21 protein-coding genes and 1 other annotated feature (1 of these 22 cut by a window edge) are annotated in these 20,900 nt (G+C 34.7%); of the genes, 18 read left to right on the forward strand and 3 right to left on the reverse strand.

All coding sequences use genetic code 11. The annotated features are described in order from the left end of the window. Positions 1–130 (forward strand) — a binding site (T-box leader) (it extends 114 nt beyond the left edge of the window). Between the two features lie 61 nt (positions 131–191). Then, a complete protein-coding gene (locus FYJ55_RS01320) occupies positions 192–1,385 on the forward strand; it encodes a YkvI family membrane protein (protein WP_154555303.1) in 1,194 nt (397 codons plus the stop codon). A gap of 8 nt (positions 1,386–1,393) precedes the next feature. On the opposite strand, the gene FYJ55_RS01325 is transcribed toward FYJ55_RS01320, so the two are convergent. Further along, positions 1,394–2,038, reverse strand: coding sequence for a GTP pyrophosphokinase (locus FYJ55_RS01325; protein WP_154555304.1), 645 nt, complete (start codon positions 2,036–2,038; stop codon positions 1,394–1,396). Between the two features lie 2 nt (positions 2,039–2,040). Then, positions 2,041–2,628 (reverse strand): DUF4230 domain-containing protein, encoded by a 588-nt coding sequence (locus FYJ55_RS01330; protein WP_154555305.1) that lies wholly within the window; start codon positions 2,626–2,628, stop codon positions 2,041–2,043. A gap of 136 nt (positions 2,629–2,764) precedes the next feature. Between FYJ55_RS01330 and rsmG the strand changes: the two genes are divergently transcribed. From rsmG to glmS, 4 genes are all read left to right on the forward strand, one after another. Further along, entirely contained in the window at positions 2,765–3,466 is a 702-nt protein-coding gene (gene rsmG, locus FYJ55_RS01335) for a 16S rRNA (guanine(527)-N(7))-methyltransferase RsmG (RefSeq protein WP_154555306.1), read from the forward strand. 2 nt (positions 3,467–3,468) lie between these two features. Then, entirely contained in the window at positions 3,469–4,245 is a 777-nt protein-coding gene (locus tag FYJ55_RS01340) for a ParA family protein (RefSeq protein ID WP_154555307.1), read from the forward strand. Between the two features lie 2 nt (positions 4,246–4,247). Next, entirely contained in the window at positions 4,248–5,126 is an 879-nt protein-coding gene (locus FYJ55_RS01345) for a ParB/RepB/Spo0J family partition protein (RefSeq protein WP_154555308.1), read from the forward strand. A gap of 238 nt (positions 5,127–5,364) precedes the next feature. Next, positions 5,365–7,170 carry a glutamine--fructose-6-phosphate transaminase (isomerizing) gene (gene glmS, locus FYJ55_RS01350; protein WP_154555309.1) on the forward strand — a complete coding sequence of 602 codons (1,806 nt, stop codon included), beginning with the start codon at positions 5,365–5,367 and terminating at the stop codon, positions 7,168–7,170. On the opposite strand, the gene FYJ55_RS01355 is transcribed toward glmS, so the two are convergent. After that, positions 7,171–7,692 carry a DUF5662 family protein gene (locus tag FYJ55_RS01355; RefSeq protein WP_154555310.1) on the reverse strand — a complete coding sequence of 174 codons (522 nt, stop codon included), beginning with the start codon at positions 7,690–7,692 and terminating at the stop codon, positions 7,171–7,173. Positions 7,693–8,075: 383 nt separating this feature from the next. Between FYJ55_RS01355 and FYJ55_RS01360 the strand changes: the two genes are divergently transcribed. From FYJ55_RS01360 to FYJ55_RS01415, 13 genes are all read left to right on the forward strand, one after another. Continuing rightward, positions 8,076–9,788 (forward strand): ABC transporter substrate-binding protein, encoded by a 1,713-nt coding sequence (locus FYJ55_RS01360; RefSeq protein WP_154555311.1) that lies wholly within the window; start codon positions 8,076–8,078, stop codon positions 9,786–9,788. Between the two features lie 180 nt (positions 9,789–9,968). Next, a complete protein-coding gene (locus tag FYJ55_RS01365) occupies positions 9,969–10,952 on the forward strand; it encodes an ABC transporter permease (RefSeq protein ID WP_118116155.1) in 984 nt (327 codons plus the stop codon). A 13-nt stretch (positions 10,953–10,965) separates the two neighbouring features. Then, on the forward strand, positions 10,966–11,877 hold the full coding sequence (gene opp4C, locus FYJ55_RS01370; RefSeq protein ID WP_154555312.1) for an oligopeptide ABC transporter permease: 912 nt from the start codon (positions 10,966–10,968) through the stop codon (positions 11,875–11,877). Between the two features lie 15 nt (positions 11,878–11,892). Continuing rightward, positions 11,893–12,912, forward strand: coding sequence for an ABC transporter ATP-binding protein (locus tag FYJ55_RS01375; protein ID WP_154555313.1), 1,020 nt, complete (start codon positions 11,893–11,895; stop codon positions 12,910–12,912). 2 nt (positions 12,913–12,914) lie between these two features. Next, positions 12,915–13,898, forward strand: a complete 984-nt coding sequence (locus FYJ55_RS01380; protein ID WP_117571433.1) for an ABC transporter ATP-binding protein — start codon at positions 12,915–12,917, stop codon at positions 13,896–13,898. Further along, positions 13,898–14,089 (forward strand): hypothetical protein, encoded by a 192-nt coding sequence (locus FYJ55_RS01385; RefSeq protein ID WP_154555314.1) that lies wholly within the window; start codon positions 13,898–13,900, stop codon positions 14,087–14,089. Before FYJ55_RS01380 ends, FYJ55_RS01385 begins: the two co-directional genes overlap by 1 nt. A 42-nt stretch (positions 14,090–14,131) precedes the next feature. After that, complete coding sequence (locus FYJ55_RS01390; protein WP_154555315.1) at positions 14,132–15,844, forward strand: M3 family oligoendopeptidase; 1,713 nt, start codon at positions 14,132–14,134, stop codon at positions 15,842–15,844. 74 nt (positions 15,845–15,918) lie between these two features. Beyond that, positions 15,919–16,128, forward strand: a complete 210-nt coding sequence (rpmE, locus tag FYJ55_RS01395; RefSeq protein WP_003865737.1) for a 50S ribosomal protein L31 — start codon at positions 15,919–15,921, stop codon at positions 16,126–16,128. A gap of 218 nt (positions 16,129–16,346) precedes the next feature. Then, positions 16,347–17,513: an aminotransferase class I/II-fold pyridoxal phosphate-dependent enzyme gene (locus FYJ55_RS01400; RefSeq protein ID WP_279142259.1), complete on the forward strand. Its 1,167-nt coding sequence runs from the start codon at positions 16,347–16,349 to the stop codon at positions 17,511–17,513. 38 nt (positions 17,514–17,551) lie between these two features. Beyond that, positions 17,552–17,836 carry a hypothetical protein gene (locus FYJ55_RS10900; RefSeq protein WP_199593118.1) on the forward strand — a complete coding sequence of 95 codons (285 nt, stop codon included), beginning with the start codon at positions 17,552–17,554 and terminating at the stop codon, positions 17,834–17,836. Continuing rightward, the gene (locus FYJ55_RS11385) at positions 17,808–18,719 is read left to right on the forward strand and encodes a helicase-related protein (protein WP_270500095.1); all 912 of its coding nucleotides are present in this window, start codon (positions 17,808–17,810) and stop codon (positions 18,717–18,719) included. Before FYJ55_RS10900 ends, FYJ55_RS11385 begins: the two co-directional genes overlap by 29 nt. Continuing rightward, positions 18,716–19,327 (forward strand): ComF family protein, encoded by a 612-nt coding sequence (locus tag FYJ55_RS01410; protein ID WP_118116146.1) that lies wholly within the window; start codon positions 18,716–18,718, stop codon positions 19,325–19,327. The genes FYJ55_RS11385 and FYJ55_RS01410 overlap by 4 nt, the downstream gene beginning before the upstream one ends. Before the next feature lie 27 nt (positions 19,328–19,354). Next, positions 19,355–20,704: a coiled-coil domain-containing protein gene (locus FYJ55_RS01415; protein ID WP_154555316.1), complete on the forward strand. Its 1,350-nt coding sequence runs from the start codon at positions 19,355–19,357 to the stop codon at positions 20,702–20,704. Positions 20,705–20,900: the final 196 nt, after the last annotated feature.

The following is a 20,900-nucleotide window of genomic DNA, read 5'->3' on the forward strand; positions in this document are numbered from 1 at the left end:
ATAATGTAGTTATAGACGTATGTCTTACGATATAAAGACTAGATGTGATAGCATCGATGAGGGCATTCATTAGAATGAATTAGAGTGGTACCGCGGAAGAATAAGATTATTATTACCTTTCGTCTCTGAAGTTGTTAATTAGGCAACAAGAGACGGAAGGTTTTTTTGTTGCAGAAAGGGAGAATTTGAGAATGAAAAAGAAAGAGAACACAAAATTGAATCGATCATGGATGGCTGCATTTTCAGTGGCCACAACCGCATTTGCAGCACACGCAGGCGGAGGATTTGCGACAGGAAATCAGGAAAACACATGGTTTGTTAGTTTAGGGTGGCCAGCTATTGTTGGAGTTGCCGTTGCGATGTTACTTTTAGCTATGACAATTCGTGAAGGTCAGATTATGATGAATTCAAGAGGATTAAAAACGTATAAAGAACTATTTGAATGTTTATATCATCCATTAGACAAATTAGAATTATTATTTGAATTTTTCTTTAATATCATGGTTTTAATGGTTGTTGCATCATGTATCTCTGGTGCAGCCAGTGCATTAACTCAATACTTTGGTTTGAATTATTATCTAGGAACATTTGTGATTGGCCTTGTTGTATTATTCTTAACAATTTTTGGCGTAGATTTGATTCGTAGAGCAAGTACATATATGGGTGTAGTAATTTTAGTTCTAGCTGTTTCTATTTATACAGTAGGTTTATTAAATGGACATAATTTATTAGATGTTATGCGTGTTGATTTTTCAGTACATGGATGGAGTCAACTTCCAAAAGCAGCTTGGAACGGTGTTACTTATTCAGCTTTCCAATGGGTTACAGTACCAGCTATCTTGGTTTGTGGAACAAGTGTTTTAAAAACAAAACAAGATTGTGATCGCTCAATGGCATTAACATTCACATTAAATATGTTAGGATTAGGTCTTGCCGTATTAATGTTACTTTGTTGGCAACACTATTATTTGACGCAGCCAAACGGAACAACTTTACCAACGTTAACAACATTAAAATCATTTGGGGCAAATTGGCTTGTAGCACTATATGGATTGGTATTATTCTTATGTTTGATCTCAAGTGCAGTTTGTGTCATCTTTGGATTTGTGAATCGTTTTGAAAATGTGAAATTCCTTCAAAAAGTTGAAAATGTACCTGTACGTAGAGCTTTAGTTTCTGTATTCATCATGGTAGTTTCTATGGGAATCTCATTTGTAGGACTAACAAACGTTGTTAAGTATGGCTATGGATATTGTGGATATCTAGGTATCGCCATCATCATCGTCCCATTGTTGACAATAGGTTTCTATAAGAATCGTAAATTCATGAAAGAAAATTCACAAGACACAAAAGTTTCTTTTGAAGAAGCATACGAAAAAAATTAGACGGGAAATCAATTTCCCGTCTTTATTTCTTCCATTTTCTCATCAAGTGTCTTACAAATCTGGGCACACTCTAGTAATTCTTTATCAATTTCATCTAAGCGTTCTTTTGATAAGTTCTTCTTATAGCGAATCTTGTGTTCTAGACTTGCCCAGAAATCCATCGCAATGGTTCTAAATTGTACTTCTACCTTAATCCATTTTTTCTCATCTGATAAAAAGATAGGGATTTCTACAATTAGGTGAAGACTACGATATCCATTTTCTTTAGGATTTTGAATATAATCTTTTTTTTCAATCAAGCGCACATCATCTTGGCTAAGAAAAGAGTTGACCAAAGAATAAATGTCTTCTGTAAAAGCGCAGACAACTCGAACACCGGCAATATCAAATAGGTTGTTTTCAATGTTTGGGATGGTTAAAGCAAGATTCTTTTTTTGAAGCTTTTTAAGAATGCTGGATTGCGATTTAATACGCGTATGAATCGATTCAATGGGATTGCGATCATAGAATAGGGAGAATTGTTCGTTAAGAACTTTAAATTTAGTTTCCACTTCCATTAACGCACAATTATAATAGGTCATCATTTGACGATAGGGAAGAGTACTTTCTTCTACAAAATCCGTAAAAGCATCAACTAATTTCAAATTTTCCATAATTACTCCTTGAATGTGACTTCAATCGTATAATCATCTGTATCTGGGATAATGGAAATGATCTCTTTAATACTTTTTTCTGTGTTCTTTTGAGCCGTTTTCAATAATCCCTTTTTCTTGGCTTCAGATAAAGCCTTCTCTTTTTGTTCAAACGCAAAAGCTTTATAATCACTCACACTGATTGGATTAAAAATATTTTTTGTTTCATCATAGACTTCAATACTTGATTCATCGATTGAATTTGAAAGAACAGTTGGCTTATTAACTGTCACATGAATAGTAGAATCGTTGATTTCTACATTTGCCTTAGATAAATCTGTACCCAATTGAATTTCCCCTTCAAATGTTAGTATGAAGTATTTGTTTGTCAAAGGAATGGACCAGCCATTCAGACTTAAAGAATTTTCAAATTTTCCTACTTTCGCATAATGATATTTTGTGGTTACCAAATCACTTGCTTGTTCAATTCGATTCTGAATTAATGTCGATGTGATTTCTGGTTCCGTTTGTTTATTCGCAAAGAACATACCGCCTACAAAGGCAATTAAGATAAAGACAACACCAAATAAAACTTTCTTTAAATTTTTCATAAGTGACCTCCTCATTAAAATTGTATCATAAATGAATAAAGTAAATAAACCGACATACATAGTGTCAAATTATTGCGTATAGTAAAAACACGACGGAAACGATTATATGTTATAATGGATAGCGTGGAGGGTTTTCATGATTAAAGTAGAATTTCAGAAGGCTTGTTTAGAAGCCGGTATCCAATTAAATGAAGAACAAATGAATCAATTTGAAAAATATATGCAGCTTCTTGTTGAATGGAATGAGAAGATGAACTTAACGGCAATCACACAGGAAGAAGAAGTATGGGAGAAACATTTTTATGATTCAATCATGCCGTTTTCAAATATTAAATTTGAAACAATGTGTGATATTGGCTCAGGCGCAGGATTTCCAGGTATCCCTGTAAAAATTGCATTTCCACATGTTCATATGACTTTGGTGGAGCCATTACAAAAGCGTTGTCGTTTTTTAAATGAAGTGAAAACTCAATTGAACTTGGATAATCTCGATATATTAAATGTTCGAGCTGAAGATTTGGCAAAAGAAAAACGTGAATGTTTCGACGTGGTCAGTGCGCGTGCGGTTGCTAAACTATCTATTTTATTAGAACTTTGTGTTCCTTTTGTTAAGATGGATCATACTATGGTGGCTTTAAAAGGTAAGAATGGTCACGAAGAGTTGATCAATGCGCAAAAGGCAATTGATACATTAGGTGTTGAATTGATTGATGAAGAAAAATTTATGATTGAAGAGGATGCAACACGCATTAATTTATATTTTAAAAAGGTAAAACATACGCCAAATAAATATCCTAGAGCGTATGGACAAATCAAGAAAAAACCTTTGGAGGATTGAGTATGGGAAAAGTTATTGCAATTTCGAATCAAAAAGGTGGAGTAGGAAAAACTACGACATCTATAAATTTAGCAAGCGGACTTGCACATGTAGGAAAAAAAGTACTGTTGATTGATTTCGATTCGCAGGGAAATGCCACGCAAGGATTAAATGCGAGTCAAAATAATTCACAAGCTACGATTCACTCTGTATTAATGGAGGGAGTTCCTATTCAGCAGGCTATCGTACCTAAAATGAATCCAAGAATTGATATTGTTCCAGCCAACATTAATTTAGCTGGAGCTGATTTAGATATGGATAAAATGGAAGCCGGCAAAGAAGAATTGTTGAAAAAAGCCATTGCTCCTATTCGAGATCAATATGATTACATTATTATTGATTGTCCACCATCACTTGGACTATTGAATACCAATGCATTGACAGCAGCTGACAGTATTTTGATTCCAGTACAGTGTGAATATTATGCATTGGAAGGAGTTACGCAGTTGTTGATCACAATTCGTCTTGTCCAAAGAACAAGTAACCGAAATTTAAAAATTGAAGGTATTTTATTAACAATGTTTGATATACGTACAAGATTAAGTGTAGAAGTTTCGCAGGATGTGCGTCAAACTTTTGGCAAACTTGTATATCAAAATTCTATTCCGAGAAATGTAAAATTATCGGAAGCACCTAGCCGTGGTATGTCTATTTTTGAATATGATCCAAAAAGTACAGGAGCCAAGGCATATGCTGGTTTAACTGAAGAAGTACTAAAACGTAATTCAAAGGAGGCATAGCTATGGATAACAAAAATAATGCTCGTTTAGGAAAAGGATTGTCCAGTATTTTTGGGCAAGATGTTTCTAAAGTATTAGATGATATTCAAAATGGAGATATGGAAGTTGAAAGACAGGAACAGTCAAAAATTCCTGTGGATGAGATTCGTCCAAATCCATATCAGCCTCGTAAAGTATTTAATGATGAAGCTTTAAAAGAATTAAGTTCATCAATTAAGCAACATGGTGTGTTTACGCCGATTCTAGTTAAAAAAAGCATTCAAGGATATGATTTGATTGCCGGTGAAAGAAGATTAAGAGCTTCAAAACTTGCCGGATTAAAAGATATTCCAGCTATCATTGTTGATTTTGATGATCAGGAAATGATGGAAATTGCTTTGTTAGAGAATATTCAACGTGAAGATCTAAATGTAATAGAAGAAGCAAAAGCGTATGAAAAATTGATTCAACGATTAGGATATACACAAGAACAGTTAGCTCATCGTGTCGGAAAATCACGTGAACATATCACAAATTTATTACGATTGTTAAAACTTCCAGAAGATGTCCAGGAATACGTTGTGAGTAAACAATTAAGTATGGGGCATGTACGAGCTTTACTTGGTCTTAAGACAGAGGCAAGTATGCGTAAAGTTGCTAAACAGGCTATTGATCAAGGTTTGTCTGTTCGTAAAGTAGAACAAATTGTAAAAGATACAAACAATAAAAAAACGATAGAAAAGCCAAAAGAAGATATTTATGTGAAGGCAGCTAAAGAAAAGCTTCAGGAATTCTTCCAAACATCGGTATCTATCAGTAAAAATGCCATTTCTATTCATTATGAAAATAAAGAAGACTTAAATCGAATACTAGAATTATTGAACCTAGTTGAAGAAGAATAAGTCTTCTTTTTTGACAAATGTTCTGTTTTTTGTATAATATTCATTATTCATGGAGATGTAGTAAAAAAATAGCGCCAGGACTAAGTATTTAGTTGACGAGGACCAGACTTATCGAAAGATTCGGCGGGTAGTCTGGAGGTTGATACAACCTTTAACGATGGACAAAACCAATGTGTGAACATTGAACAAAGCCATTTGGTATCCTCCATGATAATAATTTATAGGAGGATTTTTTATAATGTGTGGAATCACAGCGTACGCAGGTAAAGAGAGTGCTTTACCATTTTTATTGCAGGGTTTAGAAAAACTCGAATATCGAGGATACGATTCTGCAGGCGTGACTCTTGTTTCGAATCACCATCTAGAAACGTATAAGGCGAAGGGGCGTCTTACAAATTTAAAGGAATTGTTGAATGAAAAAGAACATCCTGAACATACAGGAATTGGACATACACGTTGGGCAACACATGGTGTTCCAAGTAATATGAATTCACATCCTCATACAAATGAGAGTGAAACAATTTCAATCGTGCACAATGGAATCATTGAAAACTATGCATCAATCAAGGAATGTTTATTAGAACAAGGATATACATTCCAGTCACAGACGGATAGTGAAGTTATCGTTCATATGTTGGATTACTATTATCAAGGCGATATGATGTACGCTTTAAAAAAATGTGTGAAATACCTTCAAGGTAGTTTTGCGCTATGTGTAGTTTGTACAGATTATCCTGACTGCGTTTTTGTCGCAAAAAAAGAAAGTCCAATGATTTTAGGAAAAACAGATACATCTGCATTTTGTGCAAGTGATATTCCAGCTGTGTTAGATTACACAAAAGATATTTGTGCTTTAGAAGATGGACAGATGGCCGTATTAAGACCCGGAAGTATTGTAGTCTATGATTTCTTTGGAGATCCCGTTTCAACAACTTGGATGCATATCTCATATGATGCTTGTGCAGCTCAAAAAGGTGGATATGATACTTTTATGCAGAAGGAAATGCATGAACAACCGTATGTGATCAAAGAAACATTGAGAGCTCATATTGAAAATAATTTGGCTATGCCAGAATTATCTGGTTTAGATGTTTCAAAAATCAATCAAATTTATTATGTTGCGTGTGGAACTGCTTACCATGCGAGTTTATATGCTCAATATTTATTGCGCACATGGATTGATTTACCGATTTACTGCATTAGTGCAAGTGAGTTTAGATATGGAAATTATCGAATTGATGAAAACACTTTATGCATCTTTGTTTCACAATCTGGAGAAACAGCCGATACTTTGGCAGCATTAAAACTTTCGAAAGAAAACAAAGCCCAAACACTATCTGTGACAAATGTGTTAGGTTCTAGTTTAGCTCGATTATCTGATTACGTTTTATATACTTGTGCTGGACCAGAAATTGCGGTCGCAAGTACAAAAGCTTATACAACTCAACTTGTGTTGTTGGCATGTCTATGTTTAAAGTTAGCGTCTTTATTTAATAAGGGTGTGGTATGTAAAAATCATATGATCAATCAGTTGAAACAAATGCCAGATGCAGTTGAACAAATGCTTGCACAAGAAGAAAAAATGGCTGAATTCGCTAAACTATTAACGAATCAAAAAGATGCCTACTTTATTGGTAGACAACTGGATTATTTAAGTGTTTTAGAAGGTGCGTTAAAACTAAAAGAAGTTTCGTATGTGCATGCCGATGCATATATGGCTGGTGAATTGAAACATGGCCCAATCGCATTGATCGAAAAAGATACAGTTGTGATTGCGTTAGCTACACAGCCTAGTGTTGCACAAAAGACAATTTCGAATATTTTAGAAACGGCTGCTCGAGGAGCCAAGGTCATTTTGATTGCTTCACAAAGCCAAAATACGGAAGGCTTTGAGTATGTGATTCGCATTCCAGATGTAGATCCATTACTAAGTTGTATTCCGGCAACAGTTTTATTGCAAGAATTAGCTTACTATGTCGCAAAAGAAAAAGGTTGCGATGTAGATAAACCTCGTAACCTTGCGAAAAGTGTAACTGTAGAATAATTATTCTTTAATTTCAGTGATGATATAGTGAATGGTTTGATCTAAACCATGCTCAGATAAATATTTTAATAAATGATGGATGAGGGCGTCTGTTTCAGGATGAATCAGAATTTTACCTCGTCCATTTTCATAATATTCAAGTGCACTAGAGTCTGTGTACTTTTCTTTTTGATAGATCATACTTGCAGCGACTCGATCACAAAACATTTCAATGACATAGTTTGTAGGCATCTTACATGCATAAATGCCATCTACTCCAAAATCAAGCCAATATTCCCAATGATGTTTGTTTCTTCCTTTATGATGTAACCAACCTAATGAATAGCCTTTTTCTTCTTTCTCAGCATCTATAGGAGAGCGGAATCCTTGATAATAATGAAAACCTGTCTTTAATTCAATATAAGAGTATTTGCTTAAATCATGGAGTAAACCTTGTTTATATAGGTGACAACGAAAACAAAGCCAAGTAACTTTTACTTTGTGCTTGTTGATCGTATGTAAATGAGATAATGCTTTATTCATAAATTCACTTCTTTCTTGCCTATTTTATCATAAATTAAGAAAACCATTCTAGTGTTGGCGTCTAGAATAGTTTCTTTTGTTTATTATTAGGAGAGAGATATGAATAAATGAGGATTGGATTTAAAATTGAACTAAATTTTCATAATTTACATAAAAATCTAGTGTACATAGACAAATGTTTGTGGATGAAATACGAAAAGCCAAATGAAAGCGAATACAAAGAAAACGCTTGATATAAAGACAAAATGCTGTGTTTTGTTCATGAAAAATATACATAAATGTAAATTTGTATGTAAATTTATTTCTTAAACCCTTGAAAACGTGTTTCTAACATAGTATAATTTCATCACACATAGTGAGCAAAACTATAGGAGGAAAGAGAAATGAATAAACAAAGAATTGTTGCTGGTTTAGCATCTGTAGCAATGGCTTCTACTTTAGTAGCATGTTCAGGCGGATCTAGCAGTGACGCCAAAACATTAACAGTATCTGTAAACCAAAGTTTAACAGGACAGTTTACACCTCAATATGCATCAAGTGCTTATGATCAATATGTAGTAAACTTATGCTACGAATCAATGTTAAAGTACAATGCGGATAACGAATTGGAACCAGTATTGGCTAAAGATTTACCAGAAGTAAGTGAAGATGGTTTAACAGTAACTTACAAATTGGAAAAAGGACACAAATTCAGTGATGGAACTGAAGTAACAGCAAAAGACGTTAAATTTACATTCGCAACATTAGCTGACCCAAGCTATGCTGGTCCTAATGGTGGTGGATTGGAAAACCTAGTAGGATATAAAGAATATAATAGCGGAGCTGCTAAAGAATTAACTGGTATTGAAACTCCAGATGATTACACAGTAGTATTCCATTTAGTTTCACCGCAAATCGATGCAGTCTCAACATTTGGGGCAATGGGAATCACTAGTGCTGATCACTACTCAAAATATAAACAAGGTAAAGTAAGTGTTGTAGAAAAGAACCAAGAAGAAACTTGTGGTTCTGGTGCTTACCAATTAAAGAGCTATGATAAAGCAAGTGGAGCTTCATTTGTTCGTAATGAAGAATTCAAACCTGAAAAGGGAAAATACCAAGTAGATCGTATTGTTATGAAGAAAACAGATGTAACTACAGAAGTTTCTGAATTGAAAAAAGGAACAGTTGATTTAATTCCAGAAGTAATTGAAACAAATAAAGTTAGTGAAGCGAGTCAAGATGACAACATGGCATTCAACTACTATACTCGTGGTGCTGTTGGTTTCGTAGCTATGAACGCTAACAATGGAGCTACAGCTGATAAAGCAGTACGTCAAGCATTGATGTATGCGACAGATCGTCAAGGATTCTGTGATTCATACTTCGGATGGGATAAAAAAGCAAGTGACGAAGTTAAAAAAGTTAAAGGTGGATATGTACCAGCTGCGTACTGGAATCCAGCATCAGAAAGCCTTGGTGCCGTTGTTCGTAACGAAGAAACAATCGATGGATTAAATACTTATGCATTTGACATGGATAAAGCGAACCAAGTATTAGATGAAGCTGGTTGGGTTCGTGGTGCTGATGGAATCCGTGAAAAAGACGGACAAAAATTAGAAATCAAATTCTTATTGTCAGAAGGTAACTCAGTACTTGAAACTTTAATTCCTATTGTTAAGAAAACTTGGGGAGATTTAGGTGTTGACTTAAAACAAACTACAGTTGATTTCTCTACATTATTAAGTAACATTCAAGATACTAGTCACGATAGTGAGTGGAATATGTGTTTCTTAGCTACTAGTTTCACAAGTAACCAAGATAGTTCAGCTAATGATTCATATACAAATGTTCCAGCTAACATGGCTGTAAATAACTACTCTCGTATCAATGATCAAGCATTGATTGATCAATTGACAAAAGCTCGTGCTGATTCTGATGAAAAACAATCAAAAGTTGATTATGCTGAAGCTATGAAGATGGCTGCTGATGATGCAGGATACATGCCAGTTTACTCAGGTATGATGTTCAACCTTTACAATAAGAAAGTTGACATGACTGGAACAGGAACATTACGTAACTGGTCTCAATCAATGGATACAATTACTGTAAAATAATTTAAAATTTGCACAAAGGTGTGTTAAAATAGTTGATGTTAAAGGACAAATGTTCATTAACAGAAACATGGCAACGTTAAATAGTCTACATGAAAAACTCGTGGATTGTTTATAAAATTAAGGGCAAGCCGTATTGACTTGCTCTTATATGCATTTAGTGGATAGAAAGGATCGATAACTATGCTAAAGTATGTATTTAAAAGAATTTTAGCGATGATTCCTGTCCTTTTCATCATTTCAATCGTTATTTTCGGTACAGTAAAGGCGATGCCAGGTGATGAGGTAACAGCTTATTTTGGAGCCGGTTCAAAGGTTACACAAGAGCAACGTGATCACGTTCGTGAGTTGTTAGGATTGGATAAATCGTTACCTGAACAATATGTACGTTGGGTTGGACGTATGTGTACAGGAGATTTAGGATCAAGTATTACCCTTAAAAAACCAGTTGGAACTATTATTGGTGACTATGTATGGAATACATTCTATTTGAATGTTGTATCATTAATTGTGGCTTTGATTTTTGCCATTCCAGTTGGAATAAAACAGGCAGTAAAGAAAGGTACAGTGTTTGATAACTTCTGGACTGTATTCTCATTGTTAGGAATAAGTGTTCCAACATTCTTCTTTGCCTTAGTATTAATTTTCTTCGTTGGTTTGCAGATTCCAGGTATGCCTATCAACGGAATGCGTGACACAATGCTATCAAGCTTTGGTTACTCAAGTATTTTCCAAGAAATTGGAGATATTGCTTTACACTCAATTTTACCTGTAATCGTATTGGCGTTTAGTTCATTTGCGTCATTCTCACGTTATGTACGTAACTCTATGGTTGAAGTCATCAATATGGATTATGTTCGTACAGCACGTTCAAAAGGTCTTAAAGAAAAGACTGTTATCTACAAACATGCATTTAAAAATGCACAGATTCCTTTAGTAACATTACTAGGATTATACATTCCATCATTATTCTCAGGAGCCGTAATCTTGGAATCTGTATTTATCTGGCCAGGAATTGGAAAAGTGTTAATTGATGCGATCAACCAACGTGATAACTCTTTAGTAATGGCTTGTTTGATGTTTAGTGCCTTATTGATGTTGTTAGGTAACTTATTGTCTGACGTTTGTTATACGTTAGTTGACCCACGTATCAAGGTAGATGAATAGGAGGGAACTATAGATGGCTAAAAAAGATGCTGTAGTATTAGAATCTGGCGAAAAAATCGAATCTATAGGTCCTTGGACCATAGCATGGCGTAAGTTCAAACAAAACCGTGTTGCCATGGCTGGTTTGATTGTTTTTGTATTAATTGTTGTTGCTGTTATTGTTATACCACTAATGCTTGGATATAGCGTTAATGACTATGATTTATCAAATCCTAATTTAGCTCCAGGTGGAGAACACTTATTGGGTACAGATAAACAAGGTCGTGACTGCTTATTCCGTTTATTCTTAGGTGGACGAATCTCTATCATGGTTGGTATTATTGCTGCTGTTATCACTGTCATCTTAGGATGTACAATTGGTGGTATCTCAGGATATTATGGTGGAAAATTAGATAACATATTAATGCGTTTTGCAGAAATCGTTTATTCATTACCATTTACACCAATGATTATCGCGGTTGCCTCAACTATGTTGTGGGTTCCACAGAGTCAAAAAATGTATACTGTATCATTATTAATTGGTTTATTATCATGGCCAGGACTAGCACGTTTAGTTCGTGGACAGATTTTGACTTTGCGTGAACAAGAATTTATGCAAGCTTGTGAAGCTTTGGGTATTTCAGATTTCTCAAAAATCTTTAAACACTTACTTCCAAACGTTATTTCTTTAGTAATCGTAAATGCTACACTACAAATGGCAAGTGCTATTTTGACTGAGGCTGGTTTATCATTCTTAGGTATGGGTGTGACTGCACCAACTCCTTCTTGGGGTAACTTAATGAACTTAGCACGTGATTCTTACGTGTTCCAAAACTATCCTTGGGAATGGATGCCTGCAGGTTTAATGTGTTTGTTAACTGTAATCTCAATCAACTTAATTGGTGAAGGATTGCGTGATGCATTCGACCCTAAAGAATTACAGTAGTAAGGAGGATACACAATGTCTGTAAATAAAAAAGTAATTAAAGTGGAAGACCTTCGTGTATACTTCCATACAAAAAAAGGTGATTCAAAAGCAGTTGATGGAAACCACTTTACAATGTATGAAAATGAAACACTTGCGATTGTAGGTGAATCAGGTTGTGGTAAATCAGTAACTGCCATGTCTATTTTAGGCTTAGTTAGTGAACCAGGAGAAATTATGCCTGGATCAAAAATCGTATATATGGGAAATGTAGACCGTGATGAAGATGGTTTAAACTTAGCTACAGCTACAGATGAACAAATTCGTCACATTCGTGGTAACGAAATCTCTATGATTTTCCAGGAACCAATGTCAAGTTTGAACCCAGTTATTACAGTTGGGGATCAGATTATGGAAAACATTTTGACGCACGAAGAAGTTTCTAAAGAAGAAGCTAAACAACGTGCAATTGATTTGTTGGCAGAAGTTGGTATTTCTCGTCCAGAAAAAGTTGTTGATAACTATCCATTCCAATTATCAGGTGGTATGTGTCAGCGTGTTATGATTGCGATGGCTTTATCTTGTCATCCAAAATTATTGATTGCCGATGAACCTACAACAGCTTTAGACGTTACAATTCAGGCTCAGATTCTTTCTTTAATGAACAAATTGAAGAATGAAACAGGTACATCTATCATGTTGATCACACACGACTTAGGTGTAGTTGCTCAGGTTGCCGATAACGTTAACGTTATGTATGCAGGTAAAGTTGTTGAAACAGCTCCAGTTGAAGAATTGTTCAGCAACCCTAAACACCCATATACAATTGGATTAATGAATTCAATGCCTTCATTAGCTGAAGAAGGTAAACGTTTAAATACAATTGAAGGTAGTGTACCTAACCCATTGTATTTACCAAAAGGATGCTACTTTGCAGATCGTTGTCCATATGTAACAGATCGTTGTAAAGAAGGTCAACCAGTAGATACAAAAGTTAAATCACGTCACCACGTATGGTGCTTCAAAGTTGAAGAAGAAATGAAACAGGAGGGATAGTCATGGCAGAAAAAAGAAAAATTCTTGAAGTAAAACACTTAAAAAAATACTTCCCTCTAAAAAAAGGAAAATTTAAAGAAGGCGACCCATGTGTTAAGGCCGTAGATGATATTACTTTCGACTTATACGAAGGTGAAACATTAGGTCTAGTAGGTGAATCAGGATGTGGTAAATCTACTTTAGGTCGTACAATCATTCGTCTTTATGAACCAACAAGCGGAGAGGTAATCTTCGAAGGTGAAGATGTAGCAAAAAAATCTCGTAAAGAAATGCGTGCTTTACGTGAAGAAATGCAGTTTATCTTCCAGGATCCATATTCTTCATTGAATCCACGTATGACTGTATTCAATATTTTGGCTGAACCATTGATTGCTCACGGAAAATTCAAACGTGGTCCAGAACTAGATGCATATGTTAAAAACCTAATGGACCGTTGTGGTTTGCCAAGCTACTATTGCTATCGTTATCCTCACCAATTCTCAGGTGGACAAAGACAACGTATTGGTATCGCACGTTCATTAGCGTTAGATCCAAGCTTCATTATTTGTGATGAACCAGTAAGTGCATTGGACGTTTCTATCCAATCACAAATCATCAACTTAATGAAAGATATGCAAGAAGAAAAGAACATTTCTTATATCTTCATTTCACACGACTTGTCAGTTGTAAAACACATTTCTGACCGTGTAGGTGTAATGTATTTAGGTAGTATGATGGAACTTGCAGATAAGAATGAAATTTACTCTAACCCTCAACACCCTTATACAAGAGCGTTGATTGGTGCAATTCCTTTACCAGACCCTACAAAACGTAAAGAAATGCAAGTTATTCAAGGTGAAATTCCAAGTAACGTAAACATTCCTAAGGGATGTAAATTCAACCCTCGTTGCCCATTTGCGAAAGATATTTGTCGTGAACAAGAACCAGCAACAAAAGAGGTTAAGCCAAATCACTTTGTTAAGTGTCACTTTGGAGGTGAATTCTAATGTCTAAACGCCCATCTATGCGTGAGATGTTAGAAAAAAAAGATAAACAAAAAGGTAAAGAAGATCGTCTTGAAAAAGGGGATTTTCTAGCCTTATTAATTGCAGCTAGTAGTACATTCTGGCCAATTTTATTAGGTGCCATTGTTGTTTTAGCGCTATTAATTTTTGGTTGGAATGCCATCTTTGCATAATACGAGAAGCTTTCGGCTTCTCTATTTTTTTAGGAGAAAGATATGAAATTTACAGATTATAAATATGAACATATGGATATTGAAGCTTTGCAGGCACAATTAAAGGCGATTTGTTCAAAATTACAGAATGCAGCTTCTTATGATGATTTTAAAAATGCGTTTATTGAATTGAATGACGTAAATAAATATATCAACACAAATCAGACTCTTGTTGAAGTGCGTCATACAGTAGATACAAGAGATGAATATTATACAAAAGAAAATGACTTTTTAAATGAAATGCTTCCCGTATTAAAGGAAGATATTGTGAATTGTAATAAGGCTGTAATGGAAAGTTCTTTTGTATCTGAATTAAAGAAAGAAGTACCAGAAACATATTTCTTACAAAGAGAAATGGAAGAGAAATCGTTTGATCCAATTATCATTCCTGAAATGCAGGAAGAAAATAAATTAGCTTCTAAATACCAAGCAATCATTGCGAGTGCACAAATTGAGTTTGATGGAGAAACATATACTCTTGCTGCTTTAGAAGTAAAGACAAATGATAAAGACAGAGATACTCGTAAACGTGCAATGCAAGCCTATTGGGGATGGTATGACGAACATGCTAAAGAAATTGGTGAAGTTTATGATCAATTAGTGCATGTGCGTACGCGTATGGCCAAGAAATTAGGATATGAAAACTATATCGAACTTGGTTACTATCGCATGATGCGTTTTGACTACAATAAAAATGATGTAGAAAACTATCGTAAACAAGTATTAGAAGATGTTGTTCCATTAGATAATGAGTTGTATGCTCGTCAACAAAAACGTTTGGGTTATGATACTTTGCATGCTTGGGATGAAAAGTTTGAATTCACTTCAGGAAATCCAGCGCCTAAATATAGTCGTGAAGAATTAGTCAAACGTGCATTAAAGATGTATCAAGAACTAGATCCTAAAACAGGTGAATTCTTTGAATTTATGACAGAAAGAGAATTGCTAGATCTAGATTCAAAGCCTGGTAAAGCAGCTGGTGGATATTGTACATTCATTCCAAATTATCAATCTCCATTCATCTTCGCAAACTTTAATCAGACAAGCCATGATGCTGAAGTACTAACACATGAAGCAGGACATGCTTTCCAAGTATATTCAAGTAAAGATATTTTCCCTATTGATTGTGTATGGCCTACTTATGAATCTTGTGAAATCCACTCTATGTCTATGGAATTTTTTACATATCCATGGATGAAATCTTTCTTTGAAGAAGATGTAGATAAATATTACTTCAATCATTTGTCAGGAGCGGTTAAGTTCTTGCCTTATGGAGTTTTAGTGGATCACTTCCAGCATGAAGTATATGAAAAACCAGAAATGTCTTGTGAAGAAAGATTGGCTACTTGGAGAAAGTTGGAAAAACAATATTTGCCTCATAAAAACTATGAAGGTATTGATATTCTAGAAAAAGGTGGATGGTGGATGCGTCAGCTTCACATTTTCATGGATCCATTCTATTATATTGATTACACATTAGCTCAAGTATGCGCGCTGCAGTTCTGGGCTCGTATTCAAAAGAATGACAAAAAGGCTTTTGAAGACTATAAACACATTTGTAAGATTGGTGGAACATTGCCGTTCAGAAAAATTGTAAAAGAAGCAGGATTAAAGGTTCCTTTCGAATCTGGATGCTTAAAAGATACTGTTCAATTGGTTCGCGAATGGTTTGAAAAAGCAGATGATTCAATTTTAAAAAAACATCTTGCGATTTGAAAAAAGGCTTGCTATAATTGTATAGCACTTACTTTGGGTCAATATGACTTAAGGCGGAAGGAGGATACATCGATATGAAACAAGGAATTCATCCTAATTATCATAAAGTTAAATGTATCTGTACATCTTGTGGTGCAGAATTCGAAACAGGTAGTACAATCAAAGGTGATGAATTACGTGTAGATACTTGCAGTAACTGCCACCCATTCTTCACAGGTCGTCAACGTTTCGCTGCTGCTCAGGGACGTATTGAGAAATTTAACAAGAAATATGGTTTGAAGTAGAAATATAATGACAGTGTCAGAAATGGCACTGTTTTTTTTAATTTGGTTATAAAAAAACGCTATTAAAAAATTAAATATCCTTTAAAATAGGCGTTTAAAGCTTGCTTGGTTATATTAAAATGATTGAATGTACACAAGAAATAACTGTGGTATTTGAAAACTTCTATTGCTACGTTTATAATAAAGACAATGAATTAAAAATAGAGAGGTGTATTAAAGTGAAAAGAGCTAAAAGAATGGATGTATTTCAATCTTCTATATTTACAGAATTGAAAAATATGAAGCTGGATTATACACAAAGAACAGGAAATGAAACAATTGATTTTTCAGTTGGATCGCCAAATATTGCGCCTGAACCATCTATTATGAAGGTACTGCAAGAATCAATTATGGTTCCAGAAAACTATAAGTATGCGATCAATGAATTACCTGAAATGAAATCAGCAATCCACGATTGGTATAAGAACCGTTATAATGTAGAGCTAACATATGATGAAATGATCTGTCTACAAGGATCTCAAGAAGCTTTAAGTACATTGTTTTTAGCTATGTGTGATCCAGGTGATATTGTGTTGGTGCCAGATCCTTATTATCCAATTTTTAGTGATGGACCAAAGATTGCAGGGGCTAAAGTTGAATATATGCCTTTGTTGCAAGAGAATAACTATGTCATTCAATTGGATCAAATTGATGAAGAAATTGCGAAAAAAGCGAAGATGATGATTGTATCTTATCCAAACAATCCAACTTGTGCTATAGCACCAGATTCATTCTATGAAGAGTTGATTCAGTTTGCAAAGAAATATGATATTGTAGTTTTACACGATAATGCATATAGTGAACTTGTATTCGATGGTAAAGTAGGAAAGAGCTTCTTATCTTTTGAAGGAGCTAAAGAAATAGGAATTGAATTGAATTCTTTCTCGAAAACATATGGAATGGCCGGTGCAAGACTTGGTGTATGTGTTGGTAATAAAGAAGTGATTGATTGTTACAATACTCTTAAATCAAATATGGATTATGGAATCTTCTTACCTATACAATATGCAGGTATTGAAGCACTAAGACATGGAGGCGCAAGTATTCACTCAACTTGTCAGGCTTATCAAGATCGAAGAGATGCTCTATGTGAAGCATTCGATGAAGTAGGATGGCATATTAATAAGAGTCCTGCAACAATGTTCGCATGGGCAAGAATTCCAGATCAATATGAAGATTCATATGCCTTCACAAAAGATTTGATGGAAAAAACAGGTGTTGTCGTTACACCTGGCCAGGCTTTTGGCGTTCATGGTACTAGATATGTGCGTTTAGCTCTTGTTCAAGATATTGAGGATATCCAAAAAGCGGCAGAAAGAATAAAAAAATCTGAAATTTTTAAGTAAAGTGCAAAAATTTGCACTTTTTTTTCGTATAAGAGTATATGAAGTGTAATCGATGTCAAAATGAAGATCCTAAATTATTTGCGTATGATCATGGAGTTTATTATTGTCGTAAATGCATTGATTTTTCTAGGTTGGAGGTTAATGAAAAAATAAATCCTGTTAAATTGAAGCATAGAACGTGGAAGGGTAAACCTAAACTTGATTATGAACTTACTGCTTCGCAAAAATGTGCAAGTCACGAAGTATATCAATATTTAAGTAAAGGAAAAGACGTAATACTTTACGCCAGTACAGGTGCCAGGCAAAACAGAAATTTGTTTTGAAAGTATCTGTGGATATTTAGCACAAGGAAAGAAAGTAGGGTTTGCAATCAGTCGAAGACAGGTTGTTCTTGAAATCGCAAATCGTTTGCGGAGAGCGTTTCCTGAATTAAGTGTATGTGAAGTGGCTCAAGGATATACCCAAGTTACAGATGCAGACCTTATTGTATGTACTACACACCAGTTGTATCGTTATCCATATGCCTTTGATTTATTAATTTTAGATGAGTTAGATGCCTTTCCTTTTGTGGGCAACGAAGTACTTCAGGCCATAGCGAATCAGGCGTGTGTAGGACAAAAACTAATGTTGAGTGCAACACCAGACAAAGAGAGTATGGAACTTGTGAAACAAAAGAAAATAGAGCTTGTGTGTTTGTTTGAAAGGCCACATAAACACCCATTGATTGTGCCTAAAGTGATACAGGTATCTATTTTAATTCAAGTATGGATTGTAATTTATTTGTGCGTAAAATTCCAAAAAGAGGGAAAACAAACATTGGTTTTTGTCCCTCGAAAAAATGATGGAAAGTGGATGAAGATGATTCTAAATGTATTCGTAAAGACAGATTTTATTCATTCTTCTACACAAAATAAAGATAAAATTTTAGATTGCTTTCGTAATAAAGAATTGAGTGCACTAGTTTGTACCACACTATTAGAAAGAGGAATCACGATTCCAAGCGTTCAAGTTGTTGTTTTTAAAGGAGATCATTCAGTCTTTACCACGGCCAGTCTTATTCAGATTTTTGGGCGTGTGGGACGAAGTTTTAAAGATCCAGAGGGAAAGGGTGTGTGTTTATGTCAAGCTTCAAGCGAATCTATCAAAGATTGTGTGAGTCAAATTACGAAGATGAACGATACTGTTTATGTTGCCACAAAAAAATGAGTGAAATTCGCAATTTTGAGATTTTCTTTTATAATGATCTTTTGATATGTCCAGATTGTTCAAAAAATTTCAAGCTACATAAACAAGTCTATAATATAGATGGTATTCCTTTATATGTTCTCTATGAGTATGATGAGTTTTTAGAGAGGTTGTTTTTTCAATATAAGGAACAAAGGGATGTTGTATTAAAAGATATTTTTTTGTGTGAACACTTATATTTAAAGAAAACTTTTAAAAAATATTGTGTCTGTACTTTATGTAGTAGTGATGCAAAACGTATGGAAAGGGGATTTGAACCAGCTATTGAAATGTATTCGTCGTTAGATATTTTTGTTCATTCTCCTTTCTACAAAAAGAAGGATATAAAGCAGTCTTCAGCTACAAAATTGCAAAGATCACAAATTAAGAATGTATTGAGCTTGAAACAATTGTATCCATTGCCTAAAAAGAAAATATTGTTGGTGGATGATGTTTGTACAACTGGAAGTACACTATTGGCCGCAAAGCAGTTGATTCATCCGGACTGCATGTTTGTTTTAGCGGCACATCCACTTTGGATTTTGGCAAATCAAGAAAACATAGTGGTCAAATCAAAGGGGTTTTGGTAAAATAGTCTAGAAGGGGCGATAGAAGCTATGGATAAGAAAAGAAAGAATGAGAATGATGAGATTTCTCAATTATTAGATTCATTTCAAACAAACGAGGAAGATACGTTAGAACAAAAAATGGATCAATTCACAAAGAATCAAACTCGTAGTCGAGTAGAAAAACATAAACCTGAACCGGAAATTCCGTTTCAAGCAAAAAAAGAGGAACCTTCACTAGGAGATACGTTTGTGGTTGGATCAAAGGATTTATATGAGCCAAAAGAAGATCTTTCTGCAACACGTACAGTAATGTGGAATGCGGATGATTTAAAACAGGAAGCAGATTCTACAAATCAAACTGTTGTGATTGATGATGATGAAATTCAGTCTTTGTTAGAGGAGGGTAAGGGTCCTCAATTAAAAAGAGAAGTAATCAACAAGAAAAAAGAGCCAAGCAAAAAGAAATCAGCACCAAAAAAGAGCCATTCTAAAACTGGAATGTATGTTGCCTTAGGTGTTGTAGGTGTATTGTTGGTTTCATTATTGATATTTGGTGGTATGAAACTAATGACTGGTGGATTGTCTAGTTCTGATGAAAAAACATCGGAGGTTCAAAAGAAGAATTACCAGGAATTATTAGATTTTGCAAACAACTATGATGATTTATCTTCAAGTGACCAAAAGAAAATTATTGATTTTGAAAGTAAATATAACAGTTTAACGCGTAAACAAAGAGAAAAGATTGATGAAATCTTAGAAGAGGCTACCGGTAAAACTTTCAATGAATTACTTGCGAGTGCAAATAAGAAGACAAGTACGAAAAAAGACAACAACAACACTGAAATTGCTGAAAAGAAAGCGCAGTTGAAACAAAAAATCAATGATCTTAAAAAGCAGTTGTTGAGTGCACAATCAGAATTAGAAAATGCACAAAAGGCACAATCTGATGCTCAAAGTGATGTCGATTCATTACAGTCTCAGATTGATTCTGCAGGTGGTGGTGTAAGCGATGCTCAAAGTGCTGTAATTAGTGCACAAGCGGATTACGATAATGCACAAAGTGCGCTACAGGCATGTGAGAATCGTCGTAGTGAATTGGAGCAAATTCCAAATAGCCAATTAACGCAAGATCAATATACAGAGTTACAGCAATTATATGCTGAACATCAGGGATTGGTTGATAATGTAAACACAACAAAATCGGCTTTGGCTAATGCAAAATCGGCATTAAGTGCAGCACAAAAGAATTCGGATACTTCTTCTTTACAGAATAAGTTAAAATCAGCAAAGACGAAATTGGATAGTGCAAATTCAGATGTAACAGATGCACAGTCAAAAATAGATTCATTGAATTCTCAAATCAATGATTATCAAAATCAATTGAATCAATTAGATTAGACAATACAAAATGTATTGTCTCAGACTGTTGACAAAGTGACTGTCGACAGTCTTTTTAAAATCTGATAAAATATCTGTGGCAGAAACGTACTTCATAAACCCAAAAATAGTCGACGTTTCTGCCATTTATTATGCCAAAAATGATATAATTATAGAGGGTTTATGGAGGATATCACAATGGCTATGACTAACAGAA

The organism is Holdemanella porci, from assembly GCF_009696075.1.
GTDB lineage: Bacteria > Bacillota_I > Bacilli_A > Erysipelotrichales > Erysipelotrichaceae > Holdemanella > Holdemanella porci.